The 14128-nt window shown below is 68.7% G+C and carries 13 protein-coding genes; 5 read left to right on the forward strand and 8 right to left on the reverse strand.

Annotated elements, in window-relative coordinates:
• Positions 1-281 precede the first annotated feature (281 nt).
• From otsB to RS901_RS08470, 4 genes are read left to right on the forward strand one after another with little or no spacing between them, the layout of a single operon-like run.
• Positions 282-1082: a trehalose-phosphatase gene (gene otsB / locus RS901_RS08455; protein ID WP_316152848.1), complete on the forward strand. Its 801-nt coding sequence runs from the start codon at positions 282-284 to the stop codon at positions 1080-1082.
• A 13-nt stretch (positions 1083-1095) separates the two neighbouring features.
• Positions 1096-2961, forward strand: a complete 1866-nt coding sequence (locus tag RS901_RS08460; RefSeq protein ID WP_316152849.1) for a glycoside hydrolase family 15 protein — start codon at positions 1096-1098, stop codon at positions 2959-2961.
• A gap of 60 nt (positions 2962-3021) precedes the next feature.
• Positions 3022-4413 carry an alpha,alpha-trehalose-phosphate synthase (UDP-forming) gene (otsA, locus tag RS901_RS08465; protein WP_316152850.1) on the forward strand — a complete coding sequence of 464 codons (1392 nt, stop codon included), beginning with the start codon at positions 3022-3024 and terminating at the stop codon, positions 4411-4413.
• A 35-nt stretch (positions 4414-4448) separates the two neighbouring features.
• Entirely contained in the window at positions 4449-4793 is a 345-nt protein-coding gene (locus RS901_RS08470; protein ID WP_316152852.1) for a 4a-hydroxytetrahydrobiopterin dehydratase, read from the forward strand.
• 13 nt (positions 4794-4806) lie between these two features.
• Here RS901_RS08470 and RS901_RS08475 read toward each other — a convergent pair whose 3' ends face one another.
• The 8 genes from RS901_RS08475 to RS901_RS08510 form a co-directional block, all read right to left on the reverse strand.
• The gene (locus RS901_RS08475; RefSeq protein ID WP_316152854.1) at positions 4807-5412 is read right to left on the reverse strand and encodes a nucleotidyltransferase family protein; all 606 of its coding nucleotides are present in this window, start codon (positions 5410-5412) and stop codon (positions 4807-4809) included.
• Positions 5413-5432: 20 nt separating this feature from the next.
• Positions 5433-6470 (reverse strand): XdhC family protein, encoded by a 1038-nt coding sequence (locus RS901_RS08480; protein WP_013955522.1) that lies wholly within the window; start codon positions 6468-6470, stop codon positions 5433-5435.
• Positions 6443-7000: a carbon monoxide dehydrogenase subunit G gene (locus RS901_RS08485; RefSeq protein ID WP_316152856.1), complete on the reverse strand. Its 558-nt coding sequence runs from the start codon at positions 6998-7000 to the stop codon at positions 6443-6445. Before RS901_RS08485 ends, RS901_RS08480 begins: the two co-directional genes overlap by 28 nt.
• A complete protein-coding gene (locus RS901_RS08490; RefSeq protein ID WP_316152857.1) occupies positions 6991-8247 on the reverse strand; it encodes a VWA domain-containing protein in 1257 nt (418 codons plus the stop codon). The genes RS901_RS08485 and RS901_RS08490 overlap by 10 nt, the downstream gene beginning before the upstream one ends.
• 2 nt (positions 8248-8249) lie before the next feature.
• Positions 8250-9146, reverse strand: a complete 897-nt coding sequence (locus RS901_RS08495; RefSeq protein WP_035822733.1) for an AAA family ATPase — start codon at positions 9144-9146, stop codon at positions 8250-8252.
• Positions 9147-9340: 194 nt separating this feature from the next.
• Entirely contained in the window at positions 9341-10141 is an 801-nt protein-coding gene (locus RS901_RS08500; protein WP_316152860.1) for a xanthine dehydrogenase family protein subunit M, read from the reverse strand.
• A gap of 27 nt (positions 10142-10168) precedes the next feature.
• A complete protein-coding gene (locus tag RS901_RS08505; protein ID WP_316152862.1) occupies positions 10169-12544 on the reverse strand; it encodes a xanthine dehydrogenase family protein molybdopterin-binding subunit in 2376 nt (791 codons plus the stop codon).
• A 12-nt stretch (positions 12545-12556) separates the two neighbouring features.
• A complete protein-coding gene (locus RS901_RS08510) occupies positions 12557-13054 on the reverse strand; it encodes a (2Fe-2S)-binding protein (protein ID WP_018314794.1) in 498 nt (165 codons plus the stop codon).
• Positions 13055-13388: 334 nt separating this feature from the next.
• Between RS901_RS08510 and RS901_RS08515 the strand changes: the two genes are divergently transcribed.
• Positions 13389-13967, forward strand: a complete 579-nt coding sequence (locus RS901_RS08515; protein ID WP_013955529.1) for a YqaA family protein — start codon at positions 13389-13391, stop codon at positions 13965-13967.
• Positions 13968-14128 lie beyond the last annotated feature (161 nt).

A 14128-nucleotide genomic window follows, 5' to 3' on the forward strand; every position in this document is an offset into this window, starting at 1 on the left:
AAAAAGGCGGAAATTCTGGCGGAAACCGCCAATGATAAAGGATGGCGGCGACTTCCACCCGGCCCGGGCGACGCTCCCGCCGCCCGCGGAGGGCGGCCCGGGCCGCGCGGAGGGCGCTTCTCGTGTGGATGACGATGCACTCGCGAGGGCGCGGCGAGCCAGGGCGCAGCGGGGCCGCGGAGGTCTGGCCCCGGACTCGCATCGAGGCCGGGTTGCGTGGGCGCCATGTAGGACGGCGCCCGGTGGACGCCGGTCAAAACGACGTGTTACGGTGTAACGCGATGCCACAGCTACCGCTAATCGAACCCAATACCGCCCTGTTTCTCGACTTCGACGGCACCCTGGCCGACCTGGCCCCGCGTCCGGAACTGGTGCAGGTCGAACCCGAACTGGTCGGCACGCTGCACGCGCTATTCGAGCGTCTGAACGGCGCGCTGGCCGTCATCTCCGGGCGCCCGATCTCTGAACTCGACCACTTCCTGCAGCCCCTGCGCCTGCCGGCCGCCGGCGTGCACGGTGCCGAATTCCGCACCGACGGCGGTATGGTGTCCAAGACTTCCGCCCCCGGCCTGGAACCGCTGATCCCCCACCTGGAAGCGCTGGTGCGCACCTATCCCGCCCTGCGGCTGGAGCGCAAGTCCGTTGCCGTCGCCATCCACTACCGCCAGGCGCCTGAACTGGCCGGCGTGGTCGATGCCGCGGTCACCGAAGTGTTGCGCCATGCCGTCGGACTGGAGGCGCTGCCCGGCAAGATGGTGGTCGAGATCAAGCCGGCGGGCGTCGACAAGGGCGACGCCATTGCCGCATTCATGAAATCCGCGCCCTTCGCCGAGCGCGTGCCGCTCTTTGCCGGCGACGACCTGACCGACGAGCCGGGCTTTGCCGCAGTGCGCAAGCTCGGCGGGCTGGGCGTGCTGGTGGGCCAGCGCGAGACCGTGGCCAGTGTCAGCGTGCCTGGGCCGGCCGCGCTGCGCAGCTGGCTGCACCGCTCGGCCCGCGCGCTGGAAGGCGCCGGCGGCCAGCCGCGCGCCGTGCCGCATGAGGCCGAGCCAGGCCTGGCCCGGCGCACCACGACATCCTGAGGGAGGTATCGCTGTGACCAATCCGAGCAGCCCGAGCGAACCGGGCCAGCCGCCGACCGAAGGCGTGCACAAGACCGTGGACGGCGGCAGCCGCTTTGCCAATCCGTCGTTGTCGCTTGGCATGATCGGCAACTGCGCCATCTCTGCGCTGGTGGACTGCCGCGGGCGCATTGTCTGGTCGTGCCTGCCGCGCTTTGACGGCGACCCGGTGTTCAACGCCCTGCTTGACCCGAGCGAGAACGCCGGCCATTTCTCGATCGAGATCGAGGACTTCCAGTCGTCGCGGCAATGGTACGAGCCCAATACCGCGGTGCTGCGCACGCGGCTGACGGACATCCACGGCAACTGCCTGGAAATCACCGACTTTGCGCCGCGCTTCTTCCGGCTGGGGCGCTATTTCCGCCCGACCACGCTGGTCCGGCGCATGCGCCCGGTGCGCGGCGCGCCGCGCGTGCGCGTGGTGGCGGCGCCGCGCTTCGAATGGGGCCGCAAGGCGCCGCAGATGACGCGCGGCAGCAGCCATGTGCGCTATATCGGCGACGACATGACCCTGCGCATGACCACCGACGCGCCGATGGCCTATGTGCTGTCGCATACGCCGTTCCTGGTCACGCGCGGGTACAACTTCATCCTGGGCCCCGACGAGACCCTGGCGCACGGCGTGGAAGAGACCGCGCGCGATTTCGAGCAGGAGACCACCGCCTACTGGCGCCTGTGGAGCCGCCGCCTGGCGGTGCCGTGCGAATGGCAGGACGCGGTGATCCGCGCGGCCATCACGCTGAAGATGTCGCTGTTCGAAGAGACCGGCGCCATCGTCGCGGCGATGACCACCAGCATCCCCGAGGCCCCGGGCAGCGGCCGCAACTGGGATTACCGCTTCTGCTGGCTGCGCGACGCCTTCTTCGTGGTGCGCGCGCTCAACAGCCTGTCCGAGGTCGGCACCATGGAGGACTACCTGCGCTGGCTGTCCAACGTGGTGATGCAGTCGCAGGACGGGCATATCCAGCCGCTGTACGGCATCGGCCTGGAGCGCGAGCTGCCTGAAAGCATGCTCGACCATCTGCCCGGCTACCGCGGCATGGGCCCGGTGCGCGTGGGCAACCAGGCGCAGGAGCACTTCCAGCACGACGTCTACGGCAATGTGGTGCTGGGCGCGGCGCAGGCCTTCCATGACCACCGGCTGCTGCACCGCGGCGGCCCAGCTGAATTCCGCCGGCTGGAAGAGGTGGGCGAACAGGCGGTGAAAGTGTTCGGCACCCCCGACGCCGGCATGTGGGAGCTGCGCACGCGGGCGCGAGTGCATACGTCGTCGGCGCTGATGAGCTGGGCCGCCTGCGACCGCCTGGCCAAGGTTGCCGACAAGCTGCAGCTGCAGGCGCGCGCCGCCTACTGGCACGACCATGCCGAGCGCATGAAGGCGCGCATCCTGGCCGAATCCTGGAGCGAAGAGCGCCAGGCCTTCGCCGAAAGCTTCGGCGGGCGCGAGCTGGATGCCAGCGTGCTGCTGATGGCCGAAGTCAATTTCATCGAGCCGCGCGATCCGCGCTTCATCGCCACGGTCAAGGCGCTGGAGGCTTCGCTGTGCAACGGCCCCTATATGCGCCGCTACGAGGCTCCCGACGATTTCGGCAAGCCCGAGACCGCGTTCAACATCTGCACGTTCTGGCGCATCGATGCCCTCGCGCGCATCGGCCGGCGCGAAGAAGCGCGCGAGATCTTCGAATCGATGCTGGCCGCGCGCAATCCGCTGGGGCTGCTGTCCGAGGATACCCATCCGGTGAGCGGCGAGATGTGGGGCAATTTCCCGCAGACGTATTCGATGGTCGGGCTGATCAATGGCGCGATGCGGCTGTCGGCGCCGTGGGACACGGTGATCTGAGCCGCCCATGGCATCCACGGCATCCACGGCAACCAGAACAGAGGGCTCCAAGAACAACATATGTCAAGACTTGTAGCGGTATCCAACCGGGTCGCCGATCCCCGCAACGTGGCGGCGGGCGGCCTCGCCGTGGCGCTATCCGAAGCCCTGCGTCAGACCGGCGGCATGTGGTTCGGCTGGAGCGGCAAGGCGCTGGAAACCGCCCAGGGTGGCACGCCGGGTGAAGGCGATCTGCACCTGCAGCAGGCCGGCAACGTCACGCTGGCCACCGTCGACCTGAGCCGCGAGGACCACGACGCCTACTACCTGGGCTACAGCAATGGCGTGCTGTGGCCGGTGTTCCACTACCGGCTGGACCTGGCGGATTTCGACTCCAACTTCCTGAACGGATACCGGCGCGTGAACCAGCTGTTCGCGCGCAAGCTGGCGCCACTGCTGCAGCCCGACGACATCATCTGGATCCATGACTACCACCTGATCCCGCTGGCGTCAGAGCTGCGCGCCATCGGCTGCGGGCAGAAGATCGGCTTCTTCCTGCATGTGCCGCTGCCGCCGCCGCTGATCCTGGCCGCCATCCCGCAGCACGAGTGGCTGATGCGCGCGCTGTTTGCCTACGACCTGCTCGGCTTCCAGAGCCATGCGGATGTCGAGCACTTCTCGCGCTACGTGCAGGCCGAAGCGCAGGCCGAGCCCATGGGCGAGCACCGCTACCGCGCCTTCCACCGCACGGTGCGGGCGCAGGCCTTCCCGATCGGCATCGATGTCGACGAGTTCATGGAGCTGGGCCGCGGCGCGGATGCGCAGGAAACCTACGAGATGATGTGCGCGCAGTACGCGCGCCGCCGGCTGCTGCTGGGCATCGACCGGCTTGACTATTCCAAGGGCCTGCCGCAGCGGCTCAAGGCGTTCTACCGGCTGCTGGCAGAGTACCCCGAGAACCGCTCGAGCGCGACGCTGGTGCAGATCGCCGCGCCCTCGCGCGAGTCGGTGGATGCCTACGTCGACCTGCGCCGCGAGATGGAGCAGCTGAGCGGCTCCATCAACGGCGAGTTCGGTGAGCTGGACTGGATGCCGGTGCGCTATATCCACCGCACCACCGCGCGCAAGCGGCTGCCCGGCCTGTGCCGCGCCAGCCGCGTGGCGCTGGTGACGCCGCTGCGCGACGGCATGAACCTGGTGGCCAAGGAGTTTATCGCCGCGCAGGACCCGGAGGACCCAGGGGTGCTGGTGCTGTCGCGCTTTGCCGGCGCCGCCGAGCAGCTGCGCGAGGCGCTGCTGGTCAATCCGTACGACACGCGCGCCACCGCGCAGGCGATCCAGCAGGCGCTGCATATGCCGCTGGCCGAGCGCCAGCAGCGGCACCAGAAACTGCTGGAGCGAATCCGCGCGCAGGATGTGCACTGGTGGAGCAGCGAGTTCCTGCGCGCACTGACTGAGACCGAAGGGGCCTGAGGCGCGGGCTGTTCTTCCGGTCGGGGAGCAAGACCATGAGCGAAGACCTGGCAGCGCAATCGTGCACGCCTTGCCGCGGTGGCGTGCCGCCGTTGACGCCGGCTGAAGCTGAGGACTTATTGCAGCAGGCGCCGGCGTGGGAGCTGGTCGATAGCGCGACGCGGCTCGAACGGCGTTTCACCTTCGGCAATTTTGCGCAGGCGCTTGCGTTCGTAAACGGCGTCGGGCAGCTGGCCGAGGCGCAGGGGCATCATCCGGAGATCAGCTTTGGCTGGGGGCATGCCACGGTGTCGTGGCGGACCAAGAAGATCAAGGGGTTGCACCGGAATGATTTCATCATGGCGGTGAAGACGAGCGAGTTGGCGGAGGGGATCGGCTGAGGTTGGTGGGGCGTCACTTCAAATCCCCGGGCGTATCAATATCCCGAAACGCTCCTTCATCCTCGGTCAGGATCCGCGTCACAGGTTTGTCTTTCAGCAACGCCCGCGCGCCCTCATCCCCATCCAGCTTCAGCAATTCCTCACGCCAGGCCGCGCCGAAACCCACGGGATGCCCGCGCTGCCCGTTGCGCCACGGCGCGGCGATGGTGTCCGGCGTGGTGATCGTCAACGCCACGGCCCGGATCAGTTCCATCGAGAGCCAGGGCATATCCGCCAGCGCTACCACCCAGCCGCGCGCTTCGGGCGTGGCTGCCACGGCAGCACGCAGAGCTGCGCCCATGCCGGCTTCGGCGTCGGGCGACTCCACCACGCGGCAGCCGCCGCGGCGCAGCTCCTCCGCCAGTGCCGGGTTGCCCGGACGAATGACTGCGATCGATTCCGGCAGCGCCGCGGCCAGCGTGCGGGCGCTGCGCCAGGCCACGGAGCGGCCGCCGGGCAGCACCTCCAGCAGCTTGTTGCGTTTGCCGGCGGCGTCGAAGCGGCGGCCGAAGCCTGCGGCCAGCAGGATGCCGGTGGGCAGGTCGGTGCGGAGCAGGGGAGCGTTGGGGGCGGCAGTCATGGCGGGCACTCGCGAAGTCGTCAGGTGGGGTCAGGCGCGACGTCGCAGCTGCTGCCGGTGCTGGCAGCCATCTCGCGCGCGGCCTTGGCGCCTTCCACCTGCAGGATGTCGGGCAGCGATACGTGGTTCCTGGCCGCGATCACCTCGGCCAGGATCGAGATGGCGATCTCCGGCGGCGTGCGGCTGCCGATGTAGATGCCCACGGGGCCATGCAGCCGCGCCAGTTGCAGCTCGGTCAGGTCGAATTCCTTGAGGCGTTCGCGGCGCGCCTGGTTGTTGCGGCGCGAACCCAGCGCGCCCACATAGAAGGCCTTGGTGCGCAGTGCTTCCATCAGCGCCAGGTCGTCCAGCTTGGGGTCGTGCGTGAGCGCGATCACGGCGCAGCGCTCGTCCAGCTTCATGTCGGTGACGGTGTCGTCCGGCATGGTGCGCACCATGGTCACGCCGGGGATGTCCCAGGTCTCGGTGTATTCCTCGCGCGGGTCGCACACGGTGACCTGGAAGCCCAGGCCCACGGCGATCTGGCACAGGTACTTGGACAGCTGCCCGGCGCCGATCACCAGCATGCGGTAGCGCGGGCCGTGGATGGTCAGCAGGGTCTTGCCGTCGAACACCAGGCCGTCGGTGGCGTTGGCCGGGCCCAGCGTGGCGGTGCCGGTGGCCATGTCCAGCGTGCGCGCGACCAGGCGGCCGTTTTCCACGGCGTCGAGCAGCTCGGCGATGCCGCTGGCCGGGGTCAGCGGTTCGGTGACCAGCTCAATGGTGCCGCCGCAGGGCAGCCCGAAGCGGTGGGCTTCCTCGGCGCTGATGCCGTACTTGATCGCTTCCGGGTGGTCGGCGGTGATGCCCTGCCGGCGCACGCGGTCGATGATGTCATCCTCGATGCAGCCGCCCGAGACCGAGCCCACCACCAGGCCGTCGTCGCGCACGGCCAGCATCGCGCCTTCGGGCCGGGGCGACGAGCCCCAGGTCCGCACTACCGTGACCAGCAGCACGCGATGGCCTTGCTGCTGCCACTGCACGCTGTTCTTCAGGACTTCGAGATCCACGCTGTCCATGATCGTTTCCGCTTCGGTTCCTCTGTTGGTTCATTGTCGCCGGCGGCTGCGGCGGGGGCGCCCTCGGCCGCTGGCGTGTCGTCTGTGGCGTCAGGGGTGACGGCCTCGGTGAAGCGCGCAAAGAAGGTATCTGCCATCTTGCGTGCCGCGGCGTCCACCAGCCGCGAGCCGATCTGTGCGATCTTGCCCCCCACGTGGGCGTTGACGGTGTAGGTCAGCACGGTCTGGTCACCGTCTGGTTCCAGCCGGACCTGGGCGCTGCCCTTGCCGAAGCCCGCCGCGCCACCCTGGCCATCGAAACGGATGGTGTAGCTGTCGGGGGCCTGGATGTCTTCCAGCGCCATGCGGCCCTTGAAGCGCGCCTTGACCGGACCCACCGCGGCCGTCAGGGCCAGCTGGTAGGCGTTGTCGCCGTCGGGCTCGATACTCTCACATCCCGGGATGCATTGCTTGAGCAGCTCGGTGTCGTTGAGCGCTTCCCATGCCACCTGCTGCGGGACCGGCAAGCGCTGGCTCTGGTTCATTTCCATGGCGGGGCTTCCTTGTTGTGCCTGGCGAGGGCAGGGGTGGCGGCCCGCGGCGGGCCGCCATGGTCGGACAGCAGCGTTTCGAGCGCCAGCAGGCTGTCCAGGTTATGGGCCGGGCGCAGTGCGTCCACGTGCGGCAGGATGGCTTGCACGCCACGCGCCTGCGGGGTGAAGCCGGGGTAGCGCAGCAGCGGGTTGAGCCAGACGATGCGGTGCGCAAAGCGGCGCAGCCGTGCCATTTCGTCGCCGAGCACGTCGATGTGTTCGTGGTCCAGGCCGTCGGTGACCAGCAGCACGGTGGCGCGCCCGGACAGCGTGCGCCGCGCCCAGTGGCGGTTGAAGCTGGCCAGCGCGGCGCCGATGCGGGTGCCGCCGGCCCAGTCGCGCACCTGGCCGGTGATCACCGCGACGGCCTCGTCCGGGTCGCGTTCGCGCAGCGAGCGGGTGATGTTGGTCAGCCGCGTGCCGAACAGGAACACCGACAGCCGCTCGCGCGACTGCATCAACGCATGGCAGAAGTACAGCACCGCGCGCGAGTACTGGCTCATCGAGCCGGAGATGTCGAGCAGCAGCACCACCGGCGGCTTGCGCTCGGCGTGCTTGCGGAACTTCCAGCGCAGCCACTCGCCATGCTGGCGCACCGCCAGGCGCGCGCTGGCGCGCAGGTCGGCATGGGTGCCGCAGGTGGCGGCGCGCAGGCGGCGGGTGCGCTGCAGTGCAAGATGGGCGCGGCGCGTGCGCACCAGGTGCTGCAGCGCGCGCCATTCCTGCGCGGTCAGGGTTTCAAAGTCGCGCTGCGCCAGGCGTTCCTGGTCGGAGAAGGTCAGCGGCACGTGGATGCGCTCGGCTTCGGTCTGCGCGGGCCGCGATGGCGTTTCGGGCTGGCGCGCGGCCAGGGCATCGGCCAGCCGGTTGCTGCGCTTCGGCGGCGGCGCTCCAGCATCGACGCGCGGCAGCAGCAGCGCGCGCAGCTTGCCTTCCCAATCGGGATCGCGCCAGAACAGGTCGAAGGCGGCATCGAACAGCGGGCGCTGGTCGGGGCCGGACAGCACCAGTGCCGCCAGCGCGGCACGCACCTCGTCGCGCTGGCCGATATCGACATGGCGCAGCGCCTGCAAGGCATCGACCGCATGGGCCGGCGACAGCGCGAAGCCGCCGTCGCGCAACAGCCGCATGAAGTGCGTGACGTTGCGCGCCAGCACCGGCAGGGCCGGTGTGGCAGGCTGTACAGAGGCGTGCAGCGTGGCCATCTTCAGCCTCCCGGCGTAGCACCCGCCAGCAGCTCGGCCACGGTGGGGCCATCCACGCGCGCCAGGTCGTCCTGGTACTTGAGCAGCACGCCCAGCGTGTCGCGCACGGACTGCGGATCGAGTTCGGTCGCGCCCAGCGCGGACAGCGCGCGGCACCAGTCGATGGCCTCGGCGATGCCCGGCGCCTTGAACAGGTCGATGCCGCGCAGCCGGTGGATAAAGTCGATCGCCTGGGCCTGCAGCGCTGCAGCGGCCTCGGGGGCACGCGCGGCCACGATCTGCAGTTCGCGGTCGCGCTCCGGGTAGCCCATCCACTGGTACAGGCAGCGGCGCTTGAGGGCGTCGTGGACTTCGCGGGTGCGGTTGGAGGTGATCACGATCAGCGGCGGACGCTCGGCGCGGATCACGCCGATCTCGGGGATAGACACCTGGAATTCGGACAGCACCTCCAGCAGGAAGGCTTCGAAGGGCTCGTCGGCGCGGTCGATCTCGTCGATCAGCAGCACGCGCGGGACTTCCGGTGCGGCAGGGTCGGGCAGCAGTGATTCCAGCAGCGGACGCTTGAGCAGGTAGTCGTCGTGGTACAGCGACTGCGCCTCGGGCCGCTCGCCGCGTGCCTCGGCCAGGCGCAGCGCCATGATCTGGCGCGGGTAGTCCCATTCGTACAGCGCGCTGGCGGCGTCCAGCCCTTCATAGCATTGCAGCCGCAGCAGCCGCGTGCCGAGCACGCCCGCCATCGCATGCGCCATGGCGGTCTTGCCGACGCCGGGCTCGCCTTCCAGGAACAGCGGCCGCTGCATGCGCATGGCGAGATAGAGCACCGTGGCGGTCTCGCGGTCGGCGAAGTATTGCTGGCGTTCCAGCTGGGCGATGGTGTCGTCGATGGAGGTGGGAAGCATGAGATTCTTTCTGTGCCGGCATGCCTCGCACGCCGACGGTTTGCTCCCCTCTCCCGCTTGCGGGAGAGGGGCAGGGGGAGAGGGCAGGAGGTTCGCGCGCGATACCGCTTGATTCAAGCGCCTGCCCTCTCCCCCGACCCCTCTCCCGCGGTGCGGGAGAGGGGAGACCACAATGGGGAGAGGTAAAGCTCGCGCTACCCCTTCGCCGCCGCCTCCACCGCCCGCGCCGCCAGCACCGGGATCAGATGCGCCCGGTACTCCGCCGACGCATGCAGGTCGGCGTTCAGCTGCGCCGCATCGACCTTCACCCCACGCGCCGCCTGCGCGGTGAAGCTGGCCGACAGCGCCTGCTCCAGCGGCTGGCAGCGGAACACGCTGTCGGCGGCACCTGTCACCGCCACGCGCACCGTGTTGCCGGTCCGCGCCACCATCACGCCCACCAGCGCAAAGCGCGAGGCCGGGTTGCGGAACTTGGCGTAGGCCGCCTGCTCCGGGATCGGGAAGCGCACCGCGGTGATCAGCTCGTCCGGTTCCAGCGCGGTTTCATAGAGACCTTTGAAGAAGTCGTCGGCGGCGATGGTGCGGCGGTCGGTGACCACGGTCGCTCCCAGCCCCAGCACAGCAGCGGGATAGTCGGCAGCGGGATCGTCATTGGCGAGCGCGCCGCCGATGGTGCCCATGGCGCGCACCTGGCGGTCGCCGATGCCGCCGGCCAGTGCCGCCAGCGCCGGGATGCGCTGGCGCACCTCGGCATGCTCGGCCACATCGGCATGGCGCGCGGCGCCGCCGACCACGATCTCATTGCCTTCGACGCGGATATCGGCCATGCCGGGAATGCGCGCCACGTCCACCAGCACGGAGGGCGCGGCCAGTCGCAGCTTCATCGCGGCCAGCAGGCTCTGGCCGCCGCCGAGGAACTTGGCGTCGGGATCGGCCTTGAGCGTGGCCACGGCCGCCTTGGCATCCGCGGCGCGTTCAAAATTGAATGCGTACATGTCGGTTTCCTTTGCGGTGTGCGTGGGTCACGGCCGGGCGGCCTGGATGGCCTGCCAGACCCGGTGCGGCGTGGCGGGCATCTGGATGTCCTTCACGCCCAGCGGGCTGAGCGCATCCACCAGCGCATTGATGAACGCCGGCGGCGAGCCGATCGCGCCGGCCTCGCCGCAGCCCTTCACGCCCAGCGGGTTGTGGGTGCAGGGCGTGCCGGTGGCGGTCTCGACGGTGAAGTCGGGCAGGTCGCCGGCGCGCGCCATGGCGTAGTCCATGTACGAGCCGGTCAGCAACTGGCCGCTGTCGTTGTCGTAGATGCACTGCTCCAGCATGGCCTGGCCCAGCCCCTGGCCGATGCCGCCATGGACCTGGCCTTCGACGATCATCGGGTTGATGATGTTGCCGAAGTCGTCCACCGCGGTGAACTTGACCACCTGCGACTCGCCGGTATCGGGATCGACCTCGACCTCGCACACATAGGCGCCGGACGGGTAGGTGAAGTTGGTCGGGTCGTAGAACGCGTTTTCGTTCAGGCCCGGCTCCAGCTTGTCGAGCGGATAGTTGTGCGGCACGTAGGCGGAGAGCGCGACCTCGCCGAAGGTCTTGGTGCGGTCGGTGCCGGCCACGCGGAACACGCCGTTGCTGAACTCGATGTCGGTGTCGGCGGCTTCCAGCAGGTGCGCGGCGATCTTCTTGGCCTTGGCCTCGATCTTGTCGAGCGCCTTGACGATGGCCGAGCCGCCCACCGCCAGCGAGCGCGAGCCGTAGGTGCCCATGCCGAACGGCACCCGGCCGGTGTCGCCGTGCACGATCTCGACCTGGTCCAGCTGCAGCCCGAGCCGGTCGGCGACCACCTGCGCGAAGGTGGTCTCGTGCCCCTGGCCATGGCTGTGCGAGCCGGTGAACACGGTCACGGTGCCGGTCGGGTGCACGCGGATCTCGCCCACCTCGAACAGCCCCGCGCGCGCGCCCAGCGCGCCGGCGATATTCGACGGCGCCAGCCCGCAGGCCTCGATATAGCAGGAATAGCCCAGGCCGCGCAGCTTGCCGCGCTGCTTCGCTTCGTCGCGCCGGGCCGGGAAGCCCTTGACGTCGGCCAGTTCCTGCGCGCGCGCCAGGCATGGCTCGTAGTCGCCGGTATCGTAGGTCAGGCCCACCGGCGTGGCGTACGGGAACTGGCGGATGAAATTCTTGCGGCGCAGCTCAGCCGGGTCGATCTTCATCTCGTGCGCGGCGGTTTCGACCAGCCGCTCGACCACATAAGTGGCCTCGGGCCGTCCGGCGCCGCGGTAGGCATCCACCGGCGCGGTGTTGGTGAAGACCGACTGCACCTCGGCGTAGATCGCGGGCGTGGCGTACTGGCCCGCCAGCAGCGTTGCATACAGGATGGTGGGCACGCTGCTGGCGAAGGTCGACAGGTAGGCGCCCATATTGGCGGTGGTATGGACCCGCATCGCCAGGAACTTGCCGTCGGCGTCGAGCGCCAGCTCGGCCCTGGTCACATGGTCGCGGCCGTGCGCATCGGTCAGGAAGGACTCGGAGCGGTCCGCGGTCCACTTGACCGGGCGGCCGATCTTCTTCGAGGCCCAGGTCAGCGCCACGTCTTCCGGGTACAGGAAGATCTTGGAGCCGAAGCCGCCGCCCACGTCCGGCGCGATGATGCGCAGGCGCGATTCGGGCAGCCCCAGCACGAACGCGCCCATCAGCAGGCGTTCGACGTGCGGGTTCTGGTTGGCCACGTAGACGGTGTAGCTGTCGTCCTGGCGCGTGTAGCTGGCGTTGACCGCGCGCGGCTCGATCGCGTTGGGGATCAGCCGGTTGTTGACGATGTCCAGCGTGGTCACGTGGGCGGCCGTGGCAAAGGCGGCGTCGGTGGCGGTCTTGTCGCCGTGGCCCCAGGTGTAGCAGGTGTTGGCGGGCACGTCGTCATGGACCAGGGTGGACGCCTTGGCGGCATCGGCGGCGCTGACCACGGCGGGCAGCTCTTCATAGTCGACGTCGATCTTCTCGGCGGCGTCGCGCGCCTGCTGCAGGGTTTCGGCGATGACCAGCGCGACCTGGTCACCGACGTGGCGGACCTTGTCGTGGGCAATCACCGGGTGCGGCGGCTCCTTCATCGGCGAGCCGTCGATGCTGTGGATCAGCCAGCCGCAGGGCAGGCCGCCGACCTTGTCGGCCGCCAGCTCGTCGCCGGTCAGCACGGCGATCACGCCGGGCGCGGCCAGGGCCTCGGTCTTGTCGATCGAGCGGATGCGCGCATGCGCGTGCGGCGAGCGCAGGAAGTACGCGTAGCTTTGCTGCGGCAGCACGATGTCGTCGGTGTACTGGCCGTTGCCGGTCAGGAAGCGATAGTCTTCCTTGCGCTTGACCGGCGCGCCTACCAGGCGTTGGTTCTCGGGTGCGTTCATGGCCGGTCCCCCTTATTCCGCGCTGGCGGTGGTGCCCTGCATGGCCGCCTGGCCCTGCTGCACTGCGCGCACGATGTTGTGGTAGCCCGTGCAGCGGCACAGGTTGCCTTCCAGGTGCGCGCGGATGGTGGCGGCGTCGGCGCCCGGGTGTTCCTGCACCAGCGCGGTGGCGCTCATCACCATGCCGGGCGTGCAGAAGCCGCATTGCAGGCCGTGGCATTCGCGGAAGGCTTCCTGCATCGGGTGCAGGCCGTTGCCGGCCTTGTCGCCGGCGAGGCCCTCGATGGTGGTCACGGCGGCGCCGTCGGCCTGGACCGCGAGGATATTGCACGACTTGACCGCCCGGCCATCCAGGTGGACCGTGCAGGCGCCGCACTGCGCGGTGTCGCAGCCGACGTGGGTGCCGGTCAGGCGCAGCTGTTCGCGCAGGAACTGGACCAGGAGGGTGTTGGGTTCTACCTGCGCGTCAACGGGCTTGCCGTTGACCGTCAGGCGGATCGGAATCGCCATGCTTGTCTCCATGTGGGGTGGATGCGCATGACCAAATTCCCAGAATCCCGAAAGCAACTGCGCGGGACTGGCCACGACGCGGTACTGCCGCTTAAGACGGCTATAGGACGGCTATTTCGTGATATTGGTGCTGCCGCTGCAACTGCTCAGGGTGCGCCAGCGCACGCAGATTCGGCGCAATTGCCGCGGCCGGCGAACGATCGGCCGCAACAGGCTCTAACAGTTAATCACAAATCCAGCACAGGTGCCATGTGGTTTGCCCGCTCCCCATTCGGGGGGCGGGGCCCTGGCAGGGCCGCTGCTAGAATGGTCCGGCCCCCTTGCTCACCCTGACATGGAAGCCTTCTTCGACTGGCTGTTCGAAACCATTGCCCTGCCCAAGGTGGGCCTGCCCGCGATCTTTGTGGTCAGCCTGATCTCGGCCACGCTGCTGCCGCTGGGCTCGGAGCCGGCGGTGTTCGGCTACGTCAAGCTCAACCCGCATATGTTCTGGCCAGCGATCCTGGTGGCCACGCTCGGCAACACGGTGGGCGGTGCCATCGACTGGTGGCTGGGCTACGCCGCCAAGCTGGCGCTGGTGCGCTACCACAAGCGGCGCCGGGCGCGCGAGCATGACCTTGAGCACCTGGAGCACCGCAAACATATGCGCAAGCCGCCCAAGCCCAAGCTCGATGCGCGCTACTTCCGCTGGATGCGCCGGCTTGGGCCGCCCACGCTGCTGTTCTCCTGGCTGCCCGGCATAGGTGATCCATTGTGCACTTTAGCCGGCTGGCTGCGCCTCTCGTTCTGGCCCAGCCTGGCCTGGATGGCGGTCGGCAAGTTCATCCGCTACCTGTTCATGACCGCCAGCCTGCTGTGGATCCCGGACAGCTTTTGGCACAACATTGCGCAAATGTGGAAGGCCTGGTTCTGATCCGGTGCGCCGCCGGCACCACCGCAGGGCGCCAGTGCCACCGCCAAAATGTCGCCTAATCCCTTGTTCCAACAAGGATTCCTTGATGTTGCGGTGCGGCGAAACCGGGCCTTGCAGTACAATCGCGCTTTAATGAACGATTCGCGCACAGTCATCGTGCG

It is taken from the genome of Cupriavidus sp. BIC8F (genome assembly GCF_032465815.1).
GTDB lineage: Bacteria > Pseudomonadota > Gammaproteobacteria > Burkholderiales > Burkholderiaceae > Cupriavidus > Cupriavidus necator.

Excerpts from the sequence above, each read along its gene's own strand:
- otsB (WP_316152848.1), top strand. The coding sequence starts at position 282 with ATGCCACAGCTACCGCTAATCGAACCCAATACCGCCCTGTTTCTCGAC.
- otsA (WP_316152850.1), top strand. The coding sequence starts at position 3,022 with ATGTCAAGACTTGTAGCGGTATCCAACCGGGTCGCCGATCCCCGCAAC.
- RS901_RS08470 (WP_316152852.1), top strand. The coding sequence starts at position 4,449 with ATGAGCGAAGACCTGGCAGCGCAATCGTGCACGCCTTGCCGCGGTGGC.
- RS901_RS08475 (WP_316152854.1), bottom strand. The coding sequence starts at position 5,412 with ATGACTGCCGCCCCCAACGCTCCCCTGCTCCGCACCGACCTGCCCACC.
- RS901_RS08480 (WP_013955522.1), bottom strand. The coding sequence starts at position 6,470 with ATGGACAGCGTGGATCTCGAAGTCCTGAAGAACAGCGTGCAGTGGCAG.
- RS901_RS08485 (WP_316152856.1), bottom strand. The coding sequence starts at position 7,000 with ATGGAAATGAACCAGAGCCAGCGCTTGCCGGTCCCGCAGCAGGTGGCA.
- RS901_RS08490 (WP_316152857.1), bottom strand. The coding sequence starts at position 8,247 with ATGGCCACGCTGCACGCCTCTGTACAGCCTGCCACACCGGCCCTGCCG.
- RS901_RS08495 (WP_035822733.1), bottom strand. The coding sequence starts at position 9,146 with ATGCTTCCCACCTCCATCGACGACACCATCGCCCAGCTGGAACGCCAG.
- RS901_RS08500 (WP_316152860.1), bottom strand. The coding sequence starts at position 10,141 with ATGTACGCATTCAATTTTGAACGCGCCGCGGATGCCAAGGCGGCCGTG.
- RS901_RS08505 (WP_316152862.1), bottom strand. The coding sequence starts at position 12,544 with ATGAACGCACCCGAGAACCAACGCCTGGTAGGCGCGCCGGTCAAGCGC.
- RS901_RS08510 (WP_018314794.1), bottom strand. The coding sequence starts at position 13,054 with ATGGCGATTCCGATCCGCCTGACGGTCAACGGCAAGCCCGTTGACGCG.
- RS901_RS08515 (WP_013955529.1), top strand. The coding sequence starts at position 13,389 with ATGGAAGCCTTCTTCGACTGGCTGTTCGAAACCATTGCCCTGCCCAAG.